At 70.0% G+C, this 16,408-nt stretch carries 17 protein-coding genes and 1 pseudogene; 13 read left to right on the top strand and 5 right to left on the bottom strand.

The features are described 5' to 3' along the window. Positions 1-42: 42 nt before the first annotated feature. Complete coding sequence (locus C2865_RS23120; RefSeq protein ID WP_106400618.1) at positions 43-225, top strand: hypothetical protein; 183 nt, start codon at positions 43-45, stop codon at positions 223-225. A 229-nt stretch (positions 226-454) separates the two neighbouring features. Here C2865_RS23120 and C2865_RS23115 read toward each other — a convergent pair whose 3' ends face one another. Both C2865_RS23115 and C2865_RS23110 read right to left on the bottom strand, forming a co-directional pair. Further along, positions 455-3,274 (bottom strand): helix-turn-helix transcriptional regulator, encoded by a 2,820-nt coding sequence (locus C2865_RS23115; protein ID WP_106400617.1) that lies wholly within the window; start codon positions 3,272-3,274, stop codon positions 455-457. A gap of 416 nt (positions 3,275-3,690) precedes the next feature. Continuing rightward, complete coding sequence (locus C2865_RS23110) at positions 3,691-4,599, bottom strand: polysaccharide deacetylase family protein (RefSeq protein ID WP_157963880.1); 909 nt, start codon at positions 4,597-4,599, stop codon at positions 3,691-3,693. A 267-nt stretch (positions 4,600-4,866) separates the two neighbouring features. Between C2865_RS23110 and C2865_RS23105 the strand changes: the two genes are divergently transcribed. From C2865_RS23105 to C2865_RS23070, 10 genes are all read left to right on the top strand, one after another. Continuing rightward, the gene (locus C2865_RS23105) at positions 4,867-6,270 is read left to right on the top strand and encodes a hypothetical protein (protein WP_106400714.1); all 1,404 of its coding nucleotides are present in this window, start codon (positions 4,867-4,869) and stop codon (positions 6,268-6,270) included. Between the two features lie 90 nt (positions 6,271-6,360). Beyond that, positions 6,361-7,644, top strand: a complete 1,284-nt coding sequence (locus C2865_RS23100; protein ID WP_106400712.1) for an AAA family ATPase — start codon at positions 6,361-6,363, stop codon at positions 7,642-7,644. Beyond that, positions 7,641-8,957 carry a vWA domain-containing protein gene (locus C2865_RS23095; protein WP_232835765.1) on the top strand — a complete coding sequence of 439 codons (1,317 nt, stop codon included), beginning with the start codon at positions 7,641-7,643 and terminating at the stop codon, positions 8,955-8,957. Before C2865_RS23100 ends, C2865_RS23095 begins: the two co-directional genes overlap by 4 nt. 354 nt (positions 8,958-9,311) lie before the next feature. Next, positions 9,312-9,674: a beta barrel domain-containing protein gene (locus tag C2865_RS23090; protein WP_106400615.1), complete on the top strand. Its 363-nt coding sequence runs from the start codon at positions 9,312-9,314 to the stop codon at positions 9,672-9,674. Next, complete coding sequence (locus C2865_RS23085) at positions 9,667-10,233, top strand: HAD domain-containing protein (protein ID WP_106400614.1); 567 nt, start codon at positions 9,667-9,669, stop codon at positions 10,231-10,233. Before C2865_RS23090 ends, C2865_RS23085 begins: the two co-directional genes overlap by 8 nt. Continuing rightward, complete coding sequence (locus C2865_RS41505) at positions 10,226-10,351, top strand: hypothetical protein (protein WP_269802738.1); 126 nt, start codon at positions 10,226-10,228, stop codon at positions 10,349-10,351. Before C2865_RS23085 ends, C2865_RS41505 begins: the two co-directional genes overlap by 8 nt. After that, positions 10,348-10,569: a hypothetical protein gene (locus tag C2865_RS23080; RefSeq protein ID WP_106400613.1), complete on the top strand. Its 222-nt coding sequence runs from the start codon at positions 10,348-10,350 to the stop codon at positions 10,567-10,569. Before C2865_RS41505 ends, C2865_RS23080 begins: the two co-directional genes overlap by 4 nt. Positions 10,570-11,125: 556 nt before the next feature. After that, a complete protein-coding gene (locus tag C2865_RS40150; RefSeq protein ID WP_198653524.1) occupies positions 11,126-11,617 on the top strand; it encodes an erythromycin esterase family protein in 492 nt (163 codons plus the stop codon). Next, positions 11,614-12,237 carry an erythromycin esterase family protein gene (locus C2865_RS40145; RefSeq protein ID WP_198653523.1) on the top strand — a complete coding sequence of 208 codons (624 nt, stop codon included), beginning with the start codon at positions 11,614-11,616 and terminating at the stop codon, positions 12,235-12,237. The genes C2865_RS40150 and C2865_RS40145 overlap by 4 nt, the downstream gene beginning before the upstream one ends. Before the next feature lie 210 nt (positions 12,238-12,447). Continuing rightward, on the top strand, positions 12,448-12,810 hold the full coding sequence (locus C2865_RS23070) for a nuclear transport factor 2 family protein (protein ID WP_232835764.1): 363 nt from the start codon (positions 12,448-12,450) through the stop codon (positions 12,808-12,810). A 382-nt stretch (positions 12,811-13,192) separates the two neighbouring features. Here the strand turns inward: C2865_RS23070 and C2865_RS41990 are convergent. Continuing rightward, positions 13,193-13,599: pseudogene (locus C2865_RS41990) on the bottom strand (IS30 family transposase); the annotation flags it as partial. A 63-nt stretch (positions 13,600-13,662) separates the two neighbouring features. Between C2865_RS41990 and C2865_RS41985 the strand changes: the two are divergent. Together C2865_RS41985 and C2865_RS41860 are read left to right on the top strand one after the other, a co-directional pair. Beyond that, on the top strand, positions 13,663-13,890 hold the full coding sequence (locus C2865_RS41985) for a hypothetical protein (RefSeq protein ID WP_232835763.1): 228 nt from the start codon (positions 13,663-13,665) through the stop codon (positions 13,888-13,890). Then, positions 13,877-14,236 carry a transposase family protein gene (locus tag C2865_RS41860; protein WP_106400611.1) on the top strand — a complete coding sequence of 120 codons (360 nt, stop codon included), beginning with the start codon at positions 13,877-13,879 and terminating at the stop codon, positions 14,234-14,236. The genes C2865_RS41985 and C2865_RS41860 overlap by 14 nt, the downstream gene beginning before the upstream one ends. A 521-nt stretch (positions 14,237-14,757) precedes the next feature. Here C2865_RS41860 and C2865_RS23050 read toward each other — a convergent pair. After that, positions 14,758-15,387 carry an isochorismatase family protein gene (locus C2865_RS23050; protein WP_198653522.1) on the bottom strand — a complete coding sequence of 210 codons (630 nt, stop codon included), beginning with the start codon at positions 15,385-15,387 and terminating at the stop codon, positions 14,758-14,760. A 54-nt stretch (positions 15,388-15,441) separates the two neighbouring features. After that, positions 15,442-16,347 (bottom strand): LLM class F420-dependent oxidoreductase, encoded by a 906-nt coding sequence (locus tag C2865_RS23045; protein ID WP_198653521.1) that lies wholly within the window; start codon positions 16,345-16,347, stop codon positions 15,442-15,444. Positions 16,348-16,408: the final 61 nt, after the last annotated feature.

Here is a 16,408-nt window from a genome sequence, read left to right as displayed (position 1 = left end):
CCACCACCCGCGGACGGCGACCGCCCTGCCCGCATCGACTGCTTGATCGCCGAGGCCGGCCGTCCTTGCGCGGACATCAGCACCACGATCATCCGCCGCAACTTGTACGGTCGGGGCGCGGACGCCGGCCGGCAGCCGCCTCTCGATGCGATCGAAGAGCGCTTCATGGAGCTTGGCGAGAGCCGGTCGGCCCCGGATGAGGCCGACCGCCGGGCTGCGCGGTGAGTGGCTGAGGACGGGCTTTCCCGGGCGGCATCTCCTGGTGGGTGATCCACAGGACGACGGGCGCGTCGACGTGGAAGCCGCGGCGGACCAGGCCGTCCTCGGTGACCGGGCCGCCCGATGCCCGTTTGCGGCTGCGGTGCCGATGGAGAAGGCCCCGGTGAAGGTGCACCAGCGACCCGCAGCGAACGGCTTGTCTCGCTGTGGTGAACGCGATGAGAGGCTCCGTCGTTCAGCTGAACGCGGCGGCGTCCTCCGTTCCGGAGAGCACTGTGCGTAGTTGTCTGCGCGAGCTGATGCCCAGCTTGGGGAACACTTTGCCGAGGTGGTACTCCACGGTACGCGGGCTGATGAACAGCTGCGCGGCGATCTCGGGGTTCGTGTGTCCCTGCGCGGCGAGGCGGGCGATCTGAGTTTCCTGGGCGGTGAGCTCGCTGAAGGCCTCCTTCGCCGGCTTGCGCGCTGTCTCGCCGGTGGCCGACAGTTCGCGCCGAGCACGCTCGGCGAACGCGATCGCTCCGATCCGGCTGAACGTCTCGTGGGCGGTGCGCAGGTGCCCACGCGCGTCCATCCGGCGGTTCTCGCGGCGGAGCCACTCGCCGTAGACGAGATGGCTGCGCCCGAGGTCGACCACCGCGCGGCTGCGGCCGAGCCGTTCGATGGACTCCTGGTAGAGCGCCTCGTCGTCGGTCACCAACGCACGGCAGCGCGCCGCGATCCCCAGCGCCCACGGGGTGCCGCTCGCCCGGGTGACCCGGGTCAGGCGCTCCAGCGCCGTGTTCGCCTCCTCCAGCGGCCCGCCGCCGCGGGCGCAGGCCTCGATGAGCTCGACCCGGGCCCAGCTGTGCAGGATGGGGTCCTCGTGCTCACCGGCCCGCCGGGCGGCGGTGAGCGCCTCGCCGTAGTCTGCGTGCGAGTTGTGCAGCAGTGCGGTGAGCCACCAGATCCTGCTGACCGCCGAGCCTTCGCCCCGCTCCGTCACGTTGCGCCTCCCCCAGTCGAGCAAGGCCAGCGCCTGGCGCCGATCGCCCCGCACGGCGGCCAGCATGGACGCCCCGAACTTGAGCGGCGGCATTCCGGTCGCCTCGGTGATCGAGTCGACCTCTTCGACCAGCGACGCCGCGGTCTCCAGTGCCCCGCAGTGGACGTGGAGCGCGGCGAGGTGGTTCAGCACGTTCGGGAGCAGGTTCAGCGCGCCGGTCTCGCGCGCCACGCGGGCGCCGCAGGTCGCGATCGCGTGCCAGAGATCGTCATCCCACAGATCCTCGGCCAAGCGGCACGCCAGCCACGTCCACCGCCGGTCCGGGCCGCCGGCGTCGGGTTCGCCGAACATGCGCAGGGCCAGCCTGAGGGGCTCGGCCGCCGCCTCGTACCCGTCGGTGAAGCGCATCACCAGGGCGCCGAAGAGCTGGTCGGCCGCGCCCGGCCCCAGCGCATGGCCCGCCGTGCGCGCCGCCTCGGCCACCTCCCGCTCGTCAGGTCCGGTGCCCAGGCGCCCGGCGTACATGGACGCCGCCATCGCCTCGAGGTAGGTCTCCCGGGCCATCGCGGGATCGAGGGGATCCAGTCGCCTGGCCGCCTCGAGCAGCAGCGGCGGCGCATCACGACCCCGCTGCTCGTCGAACACGATCCGCGCTCGCAGCCGCTCCACGCGAGCGATCCGGAGCGGGTCCGCCGGTCCGGCGCTCGCGGCCGCCAGGAGGTTCGAGGCGGCCGCCGTGTCGGCGACGTCGAGCTTCGCCTGGGCCGCGGCGAGCGAGCGCTCGGCCCGCAACGCGGGGTCGGGCGTCAGCACGGCGGCCCGCTGCAGGAACGCCGCGGCCGCCGACAGCCCGCCCCGTGAACTCGCCCGGTCCGCGGACCGCTCCAGTTCACCGGCCACGCTCTCGTCGGGGCCGGCGGCCGCGCGAGCCCGGTGCCAGGCCCGGCGGTCGGGGTCAAAGCGCGCGTCGATCACATGGGCGAGCGCTCGGTGCGCCTCGCGCCGCTCGGACGCGGTCGCTGCGCGGTAGACCGCCGAACGGACGAGCGGATGACGAAACCGCACGCGCGTGCCGATCTCGACAAGGCCGATCGCCTCTGCCGGTTCGGCCGCCCCCGGCCCGATGCCGAGCCGTTCGGCCGCGCGCCACAGCAGCGTCACGTCGCCGACGGGCTCCACCGCCGCCAGCAGGAGCAGGAGCCGGGTCTCCGCGAGGAGCGGCTCCAGCTGGTCGACGAAGCCCTGCTCGATCCGGCTCGTCAGAGGCATATCCACCGGCAGACCGAATCCGCCCGCGGCCAGGATCGACTTCCCGCTGCGCGCCAGCTCGACCAGAGCGAGCGGGTTGCCGCAGGCCTCTCCGAGTATCTGATCACGCACCGGCACGTCGAGCCGTCCGGGGACCACGGCGTCGAGCAGCTGACCGGCGTCCGCGGCGGGCAGGCCCTCGATCACCAGCTCCGGCAGCCCTTCGAGGAGATGTCCCTCACCGGAGGCGCGCAGCGCGAACACCAGTCCGACCCGTTCGGCGAACAGGCGGCGCGCCACGAACGCGAAGGTCTGCACCGACACCTGATCGAGCCACTGCACGTCGTCGATGATGCAGACCAGAGGCTGCTCCTCCGCCGCGTCGGCCAGCAGGCTCAGGACCGCCAAGCCGACCAGGAAACGATCGGGAGGCGGACCGGCGCTCATGCCGAACGCCGTGCGCAGCGCGGCGCGCTGGGGGACGGGCAGCTGATCGAGATGGTCGAGCACCGGTGTGCACAATGCGTGCAACCCGGCGAATGCGAGCTCCATCTCGGACTCGACGCCCGCCACCCGGACGATCCGGCATCCTTCCGCACAGGCCGACAGATAACCGAGCAGCGCCGTCTTGCCGATTCCGGCCTCGCCGCGCAGGACCAGCACTCCGCTCCGGCCCGCGCGAACCCCCGCGACCAGTCGATCCAGCGTGTCCCGCTCATCGCTGCGATCGAGGAACCTCGTCCGCGAGAGGTGAGTGTCAACCAAAGCGGCGCACCCGTGACGGCGACGGCATGTGTGGCCTTCCCTGAGGTCATACGGCATGCCGCCGGACGCCGATGTCGTCGTGCGAGCACTGCGTAAGGAGGTGATTACCAATTGACTAAAAATTCTCGCAGAGCGACCTGCCAGGCGCAAAACGACCCACCACGTTCGCCATCACCACCCTGATCGCCCACCGGACCGCTGCTCTTCCCGGCCTCCCTCCCTGTGCGGGGATTCGGCGCCGCCCTGGCGCTGGCGTGCCGCCTCGATGCTGTCGGCCATGGGCCTCAGCCGGGTCCTCACCGAGACCGTCGCGGCCGCCGCGCCGCCACCCGGTGGCCCGCGCCGACCGGCCTCGGCTCGGCCGGCCGCCTGCGGACCTCGACCTCATGCGGCGCACCGGCCTGCGGCTCGGCGTCACCGTGCCGACGGTGGTCCCGGCCGGTTCGTGCCCATCGACGACGCGCGCCGCCTGGTCAGGGCCGGCTCTCGAAGGGTCTGGGCACCAGCGGTGAGTCGGAGGCCAGCCAGGCCTCGACCGGGGTGGCCTCCCGCCATGCGGCGGCATGGTCGCGCATTCGGGCGAAGCGCACGCCCGGACGGCTCTTCATATGGCCGATCAACTCGTCGAGCATCGAGATGCGCGAGCCGCGTCCGATCACCTCGGGGTGCATGCAGATCACCACGACTCCCCCGGGCTCGTGCAGGTAGGCGTAGTCGAACTCACCCTGCCAGACCTCCCGTACCGCCGACGGCGCGTTGAGCGTGTTGGCCAAGCCCGGGTAGAACTCGAAGTGCACGAAGTCGTCCATGTGCCACGCGAAAGGCATCTCGACGAGATCGACGGTACGCCCGAAAACGTACTCACCGGCATCGGACCACTGGTCGCCCTGCCGCAGATAGTAAGGGCGGAAATCTGACGCGCTGAAATGCGAGTTGTAGAGGAAGCCGTGCTCCACAAGGATGTCGATCGACGTCGTGCTGTAGCTTCCCCGAGGCGCTCGGTAGCCGACCGGGCGCTCTCCCGTCACCTTCTCCAGAGCCTCGATTCCCTTGCGGAATATCTCGCGCTGCTCTTCGTCGCTGAATTCCCCCGCGGCCTCGTGGGCCCACCCGTGGTGCCCGATCTCGTGCCCGCGACGCTGAATGTCCAGCACCTGCGCGGGGTAGGCCAGCGCGGTGTGGCCGGGGACGAAGAAGGTCGCCTCGATGCCGTGCCGGTCGAGGAGGTCAAGGACACGGGGCACCGCGACGGCGGCGAACTCCCCACGGGAGACGTCGGCGGGGTTCCTGGAACCGGCGACCCAGCCGCTCAGCGCGTCGAAGTCGAAGGAGAGACAGACGGTCAGCCCGGACCCTGCTGCCTGCAAGTTGCTTTCGGTCACTGCGATCCTCTCTCAGGAATGCGGGCGGCTTGCTCCGCATCGGTCTCCGCGCACCGAAGACTCTAGGCCAGGCGGCGAAGTCGCCCATCAAGGCGTCGACCCCGAAGGGTCCGGACGACCTTCGGGGCACCTCAGACGCTCTTTGCACGCTGGGCTGATCGGGCAAGGGCCGGACTGACAGATCCACGTTCAGGTGCTTATGATGTCCGGGATGAAGAACAACTCCTCATACAGATCGGGGGAATCGTTCGCGCAAGGTGAGTGCTGATGGCACCCCACCTCGCGAATGTGACTCCGGCCCATCTGCTGATGTGGCAGCGCGTGCGTGAGTACGCCGTACCACTGTCCATGATCGAAACCGCGACCGCACGGCGTGCGGTCGGTGACTGGGCGGGTGCCTGCGCCGCCGCTCGGATCGACATCGATTTCGATCTGCACGCCGTGCGCGACCGCCACGGCACCGAGTTCGCCACCCGCCTCAGAGCGGATCTGCGTCGGTTGGCACCGGATCTGCTTCGCTGGCACATGCCCCGCATCGCTCCCGACGGGCGGATCAGACCCGGCCTGACCATCTCTCTCAGCCGTTACGGCACCATGCCGTTGCAGCTGGTGGTGCGGACGCCGCCGGCTTGGGCGGACGCCGGCCAACGGATGTCCCTGGCTCTCTGGGAGGGGCACGACGGCGGCGCCCCGAGGCACCATCCGCACCCGCGTCCCTCCCGGCGCTTTCGGCTCGACCTGCACCGGCATCTATGGGACTCCAGCCGGTGCGGCGAACTGGCATGGCGCTGCGGTGCGGACGCCGTGCCGGTCCCGGCGCCCCCCGACCCGCCTCGCTCGCTCGCCTGGCCGAACGGTCCGGTCCGGCCCGATTCCTCCAATGTCGATGATCACTTGTGGGCGTCGGCACGGTGGGCCGCCGAGGCCGAGCTGTTGCTGAAGGCGGAGGGCCGTCCTCGCGGGGCCTTCACCGTCAGGCTCGGCGCACGCGACCGCAGGGTGCTCGAACTCGTCGCCCCCGATGACAGCCATGCCCCGACGTTCCGACCGCTTCGAGAGGTGCTGCCGCCTCAGGTGGTCGCGGCGCTGCCGGTGCTACCGGAAGCGGCGGCCCGGATTCTTCCGGATCTGGCGTTGCTGCGTGCCGGGCTGATCACCGCCGACCGCCTGCATCCGCTCGTAGCCGAGGCGTTGTCGGCGTCCGGAGCGGAACCCGCTCCTGCCCCCGAGCCGCAGCCCGGCGACCCCCACAGAGTGGAGTGCCGGGGCGACATCCACCGGATCGCGCTGCGGGACGGGGTACTGACGGCGATCGACCACGACGCGGCGCAGCTGCGCCGGGAAGAGCTGCTCGTGGCGCTCGGTGGCCCCGCGTTGCCGTGTCTTCGGGCGATCGACGCGGTGCACCGCGACCCGCAGGCACTGCCCGCCGTCCGGGAGCGGCTCGGCCACGGCGATGTCTCGGGGGCACTGGCCGTGGTCGAAGGCCTGCTCGGTCCTGGTGCGGTCCTGCGCGACGGGCCGCTACGGGAGGCGCTGGAGTCGGCTGCGGCCCGCCGTCTCGACCACGGATTCTTCCGCTCCGGGCTGCGCCCCGTACACCCCGCCGCGACGCGTCCCGAACGGCGCGGCCGGGCGCGACTCCGTACCGGCCCAGCACGGGCAAGCTGACCGTCCCGCGCTCGAACCATCCGTTCCGCACGGGCATGGCCCTCCGTCTTCCGGCCATGCCGTCCCTTCCGATGACCCCAGGTGATGCCCATGATCCCCAGTGCCCTTCTGCCCCACCCGGCCCTGACCGCCGACGCGGCCGGAACCGACCCGCAACTCGCCCTCGCCGACGACCTCCTGGCCCTGCTGCGAACCACCACCACCGAGACGCGCCCCGACGAGCAGCTCGAAGCGCTCACCCTGGCCGTGGCGGCCGACCTGCCCGTGCTGCTGTGGGGTGAACCGGGCATCGGCAAGACCGCGGCTCTGACGCAGCTCGCCGCCTCGCTCGACCTGCCGCTGACGACTGTGATCGCCAGCGTCCACGAGCCGACGGACTTCTCCGGGCTGCCCATCGTCGGCGACGACCCTGCGACGCGAGGAGTGCCCATGGCGCCGCCGCAGTGGGCGGTGGACCTCGTACGTGCCGGACGGGGACTGCTCTTCCTGGACGAACTCTCCACCGCCACTCCGGCCGTCCAGGCCGCGCTGCTCAGGGTCGTCCTGGAGCGGAGAGTCGGCGCGTTGCAGCTGCCGCCGGCGGTACGGATCGTGGCCGCCGCCAATCCGCGCGCCTCGGCGGCGGACGGGTGGGAGCTGAGCCCGCCGCTGGCCAACCGGTTCGTGCACCTGTACTGGGTCCACGACCGGGACACGGTGGTGCGCGGACTGGGCGGGGTCTGGCCCCGGGCGCAGCTGCCCCGGCTGGAACCGGAGAAGCTGCCAGAGGCGGTGACGTACGCCCGACGCGCGGTGTGTGGATTCCTGCAGGCGCGGCCGACGCTCATCCATCGGCTGCCGAGCACCGAGACACGACGCGGCGGCGCCTGGCCCTCACCCCGGAGCTGGGAGGCCGCGCTGACCCTGCTGGCCTTCGGCACGGCGGCGTCCGTCTCGCGGGAGGTGCTGGCGCTGCTGATACGGGGTGCGGTGGGGGACGGTCCCGGCCTCGAACTTCTCGCCCATCTGGACCGAATGGATCTGCCGGACCCGGAGACACTGCTGGCCGATCCGGCTTCCGCCGAGCTGCCGGTGCGGGGAGATCTACGTCAGGCGACGCTGGAGGCGGTGGTGGCCGCCGTGGGCGCACGGCCGCAGCGGGAGCGCTGGGAGGCGGGCTGGGCGGTACTGGTTCGGGCGCTGGAGACCGGCGCCGCGGACCTGCTGGTCGCCCCGGCGACGGTCCTGGCCTCGCTGCGGCGTGACGACTGGGAAGTGCCGGAGGCGGTGGAACGGCTGGCCGGAGTGATCGGTCTCGCCAGGCGGGCGGACCAGTCGGTACGGCGGGCCACGGGGTCGGCCGACGCCGGGCGTACGGCGGTGGCGCGCCGATGACGGGGACCTCGAAGTCTGCGATGGGCCGGCCCGCACCGCCGCGCCGGGTGCGGGCCTCCGTTCCGGCACGCCCAAGCGGCTCCGGCGAGCCCGGCCTCCCGTTGGACCTGGAGAAGTTGCTGACCGCTCGGCTGCACGCGGTGAAGGTCCGCCCCTACCTGGCGAGCGCGCTCTTCGCGCTGCACGTCGTGGAGGACCGTTCAGTGCCGACGATGGCGGTGGACGCGCACTGGCGCTGCTACGTCTCCCCCGGCTTCGTCGCGCGCACCCCGGTGGAGGAGCTGGCGGGCGTCTGGGTGCACGAGGTGTCCCATCTGCTCCGAGACCATCACGGACGGGGGGAGCGGTACGCGAAAGAGCAGGGGAAGGACGGACCGGGCGAGCGGCTGCGGCGGAACATCGCCGCCGACTTCGAGATCAACGACGACATCTACGGTGACGGTCTCCCCCTGCCCGCCGGGGCGGTCCTGCCGTCGATGCTGGGGCTGTCCGACGGGATGCTCATGGAGGAGTACCTGCGCACGGCCTCCCTGTCCGGGCTCACCCCGGACCTGGCCTGGCTGGACTGCGGCAGCGGTGCCGACGGCCAGGACCGTCCGTGGGAGCTGGGGCCCGACGGGGCGCACGGTCTGAGCAGGCAGCAGCGGGACGCGGTGCGCTTCCGGGTCGCCGAGGCGATCAAGGGCCGGCCGGGCGACGCGCCGGAAGGCTGGCGCCGCTGGGCGGACGAGGCGTTCCATCCGCCTCAGCCGTGGCGGCAGCTGCTGGGGGCGGCGGTCCGCTCGGCGGCGGGAGCCCCGGGGGCAGGAGAAGACCACAGTTATCGGCGTCCGTCCCGGCGTTCGGCCTCTGTCCCCGGTGTGCTCCTGCCGAGCCTGCGCCGGAGCCCGCCCCGGGTCTGCGTGGTGATCGACACATCCGGCTCCGTGAGCGACGCCGAACTGGGCAGCGCCCTGCTGGAGGTGGCGGCGATCTCGCGGGCGGTGGGCGGCCGGCGCGACCTGGTGTCGGTGATCTCCTGCGACGCGACGGCCGGGATCGCCGTCCCCCTCTGCCGAGCCGAGAACATCGAGCTGATCGGTGGCGGAGGCACGGATCTGCGCTCGGGTTTCACCCGGGCGCTCCGCTCCCGGCCCCGCCCGGACGTGATCGTCGCCTTGACGGACGGCCAGACCCCCTGGCCCTCCGAGCAACCCTCCTGCCGCACCGTGGTGGGCCTCTTCCCGCGCCCGGCAAGCCCGGTGGACGAGGAAGACCCCGACTACACCCCGGAAACCCCACCGCATTGGGCCCGCGTCGTCACCATCGCGTGAGAGACGACAAAGCCTCGGCTCGCAGCTTCTCGATCTCCTCGACCTCCGCCGAGCCCGTCCCCGGACGCTGACCGGCATCGACCTCGTCCCAGCGCACCGCACGCTCACGAAGCTCAAGCGGGTCGGGGGGAGAGACGTGCCATGACTCGATCCTCTCAGGGAATCGAGTCCCCATCAGACCCGGAGCGCTTCAGGTTCCGCACCCGTAGGAACGCCGTCTTCGCTGCCTACCAGGCCAATTCCTCCTACTGAGACCGTTGGGGCCGGTCCCGCACCGGCCCCGTTCAGTCCGCAAGACCACAGGACTTGCACCGTCCCAAACCGCCACACTGGAACCCCCGACAGGAGATCCCCATGGCCGACCTGAAGAGTGAGCTGAAGCCCGGTGACGAGGTGGCCGTCTACGCGAACGGGCTCAGCAGCTACCGTGCGACCGTTGAGGAGATCGGCCGGACCCTCGTCCACTTGCGCCACGGCCAGGGTTCGCGTACCACGACCTTCCGTCCGGACACTCAGCGGCTCAACGAACCCGCGTACGGGTACGCCACCCGCTTCCGCCCCCTCGCCCAGGACGCCATGGAGAAGCGTGGGACCGCGGCCCGCAGGGCGCTGGAAGACCGCGGTCCGACCACCCGGCATGGGCACGCCTACACCACCGAGCAGCTCGAGCAGATTGCCACGCTCATCGACACCTTCAAGGAGAAGGCCGATGGCTGAGCGGCCCACCCTCCTTATCGACGTCGACGGGGTCCTGAATCCCGGCCGCCACCGCGGCGCCGGCTTCACCGTGCACCAGCTCCAGCCGACCGGTTGGACGCGGACCTTGAGCGTTGCGCTGAACCCCGCCCACGGGGCGATGCTGCTCGAGTTCGCCGCCGCCAACGGTGTCGAACTGGTGTGGGCGACCACCTGGGTCGACGACGCGAACACGATGATCGGCCCCGTGATCGGGTTGCCGGAGCTGCCGGTCGTCCCGATCCCGATGCTGCCCCGCCGGGGTCCGGACTCGGTGCTCAGCATCGGGGCGTGGAAGGCACAGCACGTTGCCGCCTGGGCCGGACTCCAGCGGCGGTTCGTGTGGCTGGACGACGAGCACAACGTCGCCAGCCAGCTGGAGAAGCGGCGCAAGGCCGGCGAGGTGGGGGCGCACCTCGTGATCCAGGTGTCGCCGAAGTCCGGGCTCCGCGACCGCCACCTCGCCAAGGCCGCGCAGTGGTTCGCGCAGAACGGCACGCCGGCCAGTTGCCACGATGCCAAGGAGCAGGCCGGTGGCTGACGCGATCGCCCGCCGCAACGCCCAGCGTCTCGTCCGGGACCTGCCCGCCCTGATCACCCACCTGTCCGCGCTGAAGACGCTCGAGGAAGTCAACTTCCTTGCGGAGGAGGACTTGTGACCGTCTACCACTTCGTGATCACCATCCAGGTGCCAGACCGGGGCCTCCAGCGGATCCAGACGTGCGACGGCCTGATCAAGGCTGAGCCGGGAACCACCCGTCAGGAGCTCTACACCATGGCTGTTGACACCGCGCTCGCTCAGATCGGAGCCAAGCGCGCTCCCGTCGACCGCATGGTGCTGTTCTTCAGCTTGGAACCCAACGAGCTGCCTGGTTGATCCTGCACCGCCGAGGCCCCTGCTACGGCGGGTCCTCGCTCATACCCGCACTCGCTGGCTCAGTCTGTTGACGCTGGCGGCTTCGGCCACCAGTGCCCGTCGGTCTGGAGCCAAGACGAAGGCCCGCGCGGAGGAACCGACTGGAATTGGTCAGAGTAGTCTTCTGCGACGCGCGCCAACGCTTGATCCACCAACCCATGCACGTCCTGGGCCGACGCTTTGGGCAGCAGCTTCGCGCCCACCGCGCCATCCCACGCCCACCAGCAGTACGGGCCCCGACCTGGATTCCGCTCAGCGAAGCGCTTGCCAGAAGGGCGCGCTGGATTCCTAGGACGCGCTCGGCTCCTGAAGACCGGCATGTTCTCGCCCCAATGCTCGTGGAGATCTCGACCAGAGATCAGCTCATCGCGCAGAAGCGGATCCTCTGCTTGGCCGCCGGGCGGTGCTGCGTTTCTCGAGCGATCGTCTGTGAAACAGAGTGTCGTGGTCGGGTACGAGTGCTGGCCCCGCAGCGCGTGCTTGACTTCAAGTGCACTTGAAGTTGGATGCTCGCTTCATGATCTTCACCGCAACCGAACGCGAGACGACGCTCGAGTGGATCAAAAAGACGTCTTACCCCTTGGCCACGGTGGAACCGGCGGCGCCGCTGGACGACCTGCGTCCGCTGCTCGGCATGCTCGGTCAGGCGTCGGTCGTCGGCTACGGCGCCGGGACACGTGGGGCGCACGAGTTGTTCACGCTGCAGGCGCGCATCGCACGGCTTCTGGTGGAAGAGGGCGGCTTTCGCGCCGTCGCGCTCGATCAGGACTGGACGTTGGGCGTCCGGCTCGACGAGTGCGTCCGTACAGGGGAGGGGAATCTGCGGGCACTCCTGGAGGAGGCGGAGCCGTTCGCCGCCACCGAGGAGGTACTCGGTCTTCTCGAGTGGATGCGTGACTTCAACCAAGACCATCCGGACCAGACGTCCACGCCCACATCGGCCGCTTCCGGAGCCTTCCCGACAGGAAGATCTGGATCGACCGCGCCCACTCCGCCTACAACCTGGTGACGAGCCTCACCGGTGACGCATGGGCGATGCAGACCGCGCGGATGATCGTCCAGTTCTACGAGCTCCACGACCATGACGCCCCATCGCACGACCCGCACAACATGGCCTACTTCGAGCGATCCTTCGCCGAGAACACCGTCTGGTGGCACCAGCACACCGGGCAGAAGGTCCTGTGGTGGACGTCCAGCTCGCACTCCTCCAACGGGCCGGGAAGAGCGATCAGCTTTCCGCCCGCGCCGCCAGAGGCGCTGCCCAACGCGGGCGGCTTCCTGCGAGAACGCCTCGGGGCCGGCTACGCCTCGATCGGACTCACCTTCCACGCAGGAGAACTCACCACCTACTCGGGATCGAAGACCTTCCACATACCGGGCGCCGCGCCCGAACTCTTCGAGTCGATCCTCGGCGCGAACGGCCTCGGCGACTACTTCCTCGACCTGCGCGCGAAACGGCCGGCCGCGGTCACCGAACTACTCGGCCGGACAGCCAGGTTCCGGGCCATCGGCCCCGTCTACGACCCGGACAACGACGCCGCCCACCACATGACCGGCGGCTCACCCGCCGAATGGTTCGACGTCATCGTCCACCGCCGCCGCGTGACACCGGCCCGCCCACTCGATTGACGGTATAGCGGAGGACAGCCGCATCGGAGACGCCTCCCGCCCCTCCAACGGCATAGCAAGGATCATGTGAGATCCAGCCCGCGCGGCGGCCGCTGCCCTCGCCGAGTCTCGGGGCTGGAACCGGTGCGCAGTCCCTGGATCGGACTGCAAAGATCAGCCGAGCGTGAACGTCCTGGCGCGGATACTGCGCTGGCTGGGAGGTTGGACCTCATGATGGAAGACTTGCGGGACGCCGAGCACCGACTCCAGGCCGCGCAGCTTGCTGGAGATGTCGAGGCGCTGGATCGGCTGCTGGATGATCGGCTGATCTTTGTCTTCGGTGCGAACGTTGCGACCAAGGCGGACGACCTGGAGCTGCACCGCACTCGGACGCAGGTGGTGACGAGGGTGGCCGAGGAGGAGTTGACCGTCTTCGCCGAGGGGCGCACCGGGGTGACGTGGTTTCTCGGCACCGTCGAAGGGACCGTCTCCGGTGCGCCGTTCGCGGCCAGGATGCGCTACACCCGTACTTGGCTATACGACGAGACGCACGGCTGGCGAATCATCGCCGTGCACGCCAGCACGACCGATTGACATAGCCGACACGTTGTCCGACGACCGGCCAGCCGGATGGTCGCCGGCGAGGTTCGACCGCCCCCCGGGGGGGGCCGACGCTGGAAGCCAGGCCATCCCGGCAAGGTCAAGGACTGGATCTCGGTATCCCAGCTCCGGCCCATGTACGAAAAAATCAAAGCCAGAGGGATCAGAGACACCCTCTTGGCAACGTTCAATTCGCTGAACCCACGAAGCAAACAGGCCTTGAGATGCCGAACCCACGTGAGTTCCCGCTGAAGAACCTTCGGTTCGCGTGAACTCTGGGCCTTCTCGGCCCTCCGCTTCCGAAGGTGTCCCCAACCTCAAAGCAGGTCGTGATTCGCCGAGGCACTTCACGAGGGTGTCGGAATGAGAAGGCGCCTCAGCGGGTCAATGCATCGGCTTGCCCGCAAAGGTCAGAGTAGACCTCGCTGGGTGACAGGAAGCCGTGGGTTCGCGGGGCCGGCCGTTGAGTTCGGCAGCGATCGCATCGAGGTCGGCCTGGATGAGCCTCCTGAGGTCGTGGTACTTGGGCAGGTAGTGGCGGAGGAGGCCGTTCGTGTTCTCATTCGAGCCTCGTTGCCAGGGCTTCGGCTTTCGCAGAAGTAGACCGGCATGCCAGTCTCGGCGGTGAAGGCCAGGTGGTCGGCCATCTCCCGTCCGCAGTCCCAGGTCATGGACGAACGCAGCGGCGAAGGGATGCTCAAGGCCCGCCGAGGGACGTGTGCCCATGACGAGGTCACCCTCCCAGTGGACCGGAGCGACTCGATCCTCGACCTCGGGGGGACGCCGGAACTCTTCCGCGGGACGTTCCCGAGCTCGAAGAGCGACGTCTACGCCTGGGGCCATGCCGTGGCCTTCAGCGCCCGCGGCGGCCGCCCCTTCACCGAGACCCCCGACACGTCCGAGCTCATGACGGTCCTCTCGACCGAACCGGGACACGCCCACATGCGACGCCTCGTGGGCGCCGCCATGGCCAAGGACCCCGCCATCCGCCCCACGACCGGACAGATCCTGGACGGCCCCGCCGCCCTGACCGGGGAAGACCACGACCACCTCCCCCACGATCCCCCCTTCTGAGGCCGAAAAGGGCCCTGCCCGAACCGACCGGCTACGAGCAGACCGATGCCGCTTCTCTGGAAAGCACCGCGCCCATGGGATGAACGTCCAGGTCATCGCAGGTGCCGACGGATCGATCGTCTGGACGTCGGGGGCCATGCCCGGCAGCGTCCACGCCCTGACAACCACCAGGATCTGGGGCATACCGCGGACCCTGGTGCAGGGTTCTTTGCTCGTCCTGGCGGACAAAGGCCGCCTCGGGGCCGCCGAACTGCTCGAGACCAAGGCAAGCCGGCCTCACAGAAGCAGGCGAACCGCTCCCACGCCAAGCTCCGAGCCCCCGGTGAACGTGCCATGGCCCGGCTGAAAGAGCTGGAAGCTCCTGCACAAGTTCCGCTGCAGCCCTGGCAAGACCGGCCATCTCGTCAAAACCATCGCCGTCCTGGCAAACCGCGAAGCAGCCCGAGGATGAAAAGGCTCACTCACCACCCAGCGCCAGATACCGGCCAGACCGGAGGATTTTCGATGTCATGCCTCATGAAAGGACGATCCCTAGCCGCAGCCTTTACGTTGTAGATTTCTAAGCGAGGCCGGGGGCAGGCCGACCGCACCACCTCACGACCCAGAACCCGCCGATCCAAAGGGTGAGGGCGAGAAGCAGCGATCAGGACCGTTCACCAGATTTCAGACTGCAATCGAACGCCGGCCAGGAAGCGGTCCGATGCCCGAGGCGGAAGGCCCCCCGCACCGACGAAGAGCTCGCGACTCGCATCACCACCGGAACCTGCCCCGCAGCGCAACGGCGACCCCGCTGGCCCTCCGAACCGTTGAGAAGACGCAGGTCAACGTTCGGTTCGTCGGATGGTCCGCGATCGCTACCGGAACCCGTCATTCCCTGCGCGTCCACGTGGCGAGGACGTCCTTGGTGTGGACGACGTCGGCCAGGAGTTTGAACGTGTTGTCGATGACGGATTCGGCGTAGGACGAAGGCACTCCTGCGACGGCGTCGCGGGGCACGGTCACGGAGAAGCCTGCGTTGACGCTTCCGAGGACGAGGTCGAGGATCGCGACGTTCACCGACACCCCGGCGACGACGACGGTCCGGATCCCGAGGTTGCGGAGGAGCGAGACCAGCCCGGTGTCGTGGATCGGGCTGAGGCCGCCTCGCCGCGGGAGGACCAGGTCGCGGTCGTCGAGGCCGATCTCGTCGAGGACCTCGGCGGCGGGCGTGCCCGCCAGCAGCGGCCGCCCGGCGCGAGCGGCCATCGCGAAGAGGGGGGCGTTGCGGGGCTCGCCGTAGCCGTCCTCCCGGGTCGTCGCGATCGCGTGCACGACCGGTATGCCGGCCTGACGTGCCCCGTGCGCCAGCGCGGCGATGTTCGGTACGACGGGAGCGGCCGCCTCAGCGAGGAGCGGCAGTAGCGAATCGGGGCCGATGACCCCTTTCTGGCACTCCTGGATCACCAGAGCGACCTCCCCGAGCAGGCGTTCGCTCATCCCTTGCTTCGAACGATTCATGGATCTCACTTCCTGGAGTCGTCTTCGTCCGCCCGGCTGTCCGGCGCGGAAGGATCAGGGCGCGGAGATGACCTCGCGGCCGAAGGCCGCGATGGCGCCGAGCAGCGCACGGCGGTCGGCAGCGGGGAGAAAGACGGTGATCCACGTCGCTCCTGCGGCGGCGAGGCGGGCCACCTCGTCCCGTACCGCGGCGTGGTCGATCGGGGCGCGGTCGGAGAAACGCTGTGTGAACAGCGGGCAGCACACGTCGACGGGATCGGTCCGTCCCGCCTCGGACAGTTCGGATCTGAGTCCTTCGATCGCCTGGGCCACTTCCTCGACATCGCGCAGCGGCGTGGTGCCGGTGGCGGCGGCCAGCGCGCGCCCCGCCGGGAAGGGCATCCATCCCTGGCCGAGGCGCACGACGCGCGAGCGGGCCGCCGGGGAGTTGCCGCCGATCCAGATCGGCGGGTGCGGCAGGGACTCGGGCATGGGCAGCATCACGTTGCCGTCGGCGGACCAGCCGGGGCCTTCGGACCTGATCGGTGTGCCGCTCCATGCCCGGACGACGGCCTCCAGCGTGGCGTCCAGACGGCGCCCGCGGTTCTCGAAGGGCACTCCGAGTGCCGCGAACTCCTCCTTGAGATAACCGGCGCCGACACCGAGGATCAGGCGCCCGCCGCTGAGCGCGTCGAGGGTCGCCGCCGCCTTCGCGGTGAGGAAGGGGTTGCGGTAGGCGGCGATCAGGACGTTCGTGTGCAGCCGCAGGACGGTGGTCGCCGCCGCCGCGAAGGAGAGCGCCACCCACGGATCGAGGGCGTGGTGCCCACCGCCGTCGACCCATGCCCCGGGCGGGAACGGGTGGTCGGTGACGTTGCAGGCGGAGAATCCGGCGGACTCGGCGGCCCTGGCCACCTCGGCGATCGCCGGAGCGGACACGAACTCCGCCCCGGCGTCCACCCGGTCGGTCGGCAACGCCAAGGAGAAACGAGGTGCGGGAGCCGGCACGATGGGGACCTTTCTTTCAAGAGACGCCGGAAAC

The sequence above is a fragment of the Actinocorallia populi genome, assembly GCF_002995495.1.
In the GTDB taxonomy this organism is placed as follows: domain Bacteria; phylum Actinomycetota; class Actinomycetes; order Streptosporangiales; family Streptosporangiaceae; genus Actinocorallia; species Actinocorallia populi.
Note: the sequence above shows the minus strand (reverse complement) of the source record. Positions and strands in the feature narration are given on the sequence as shown.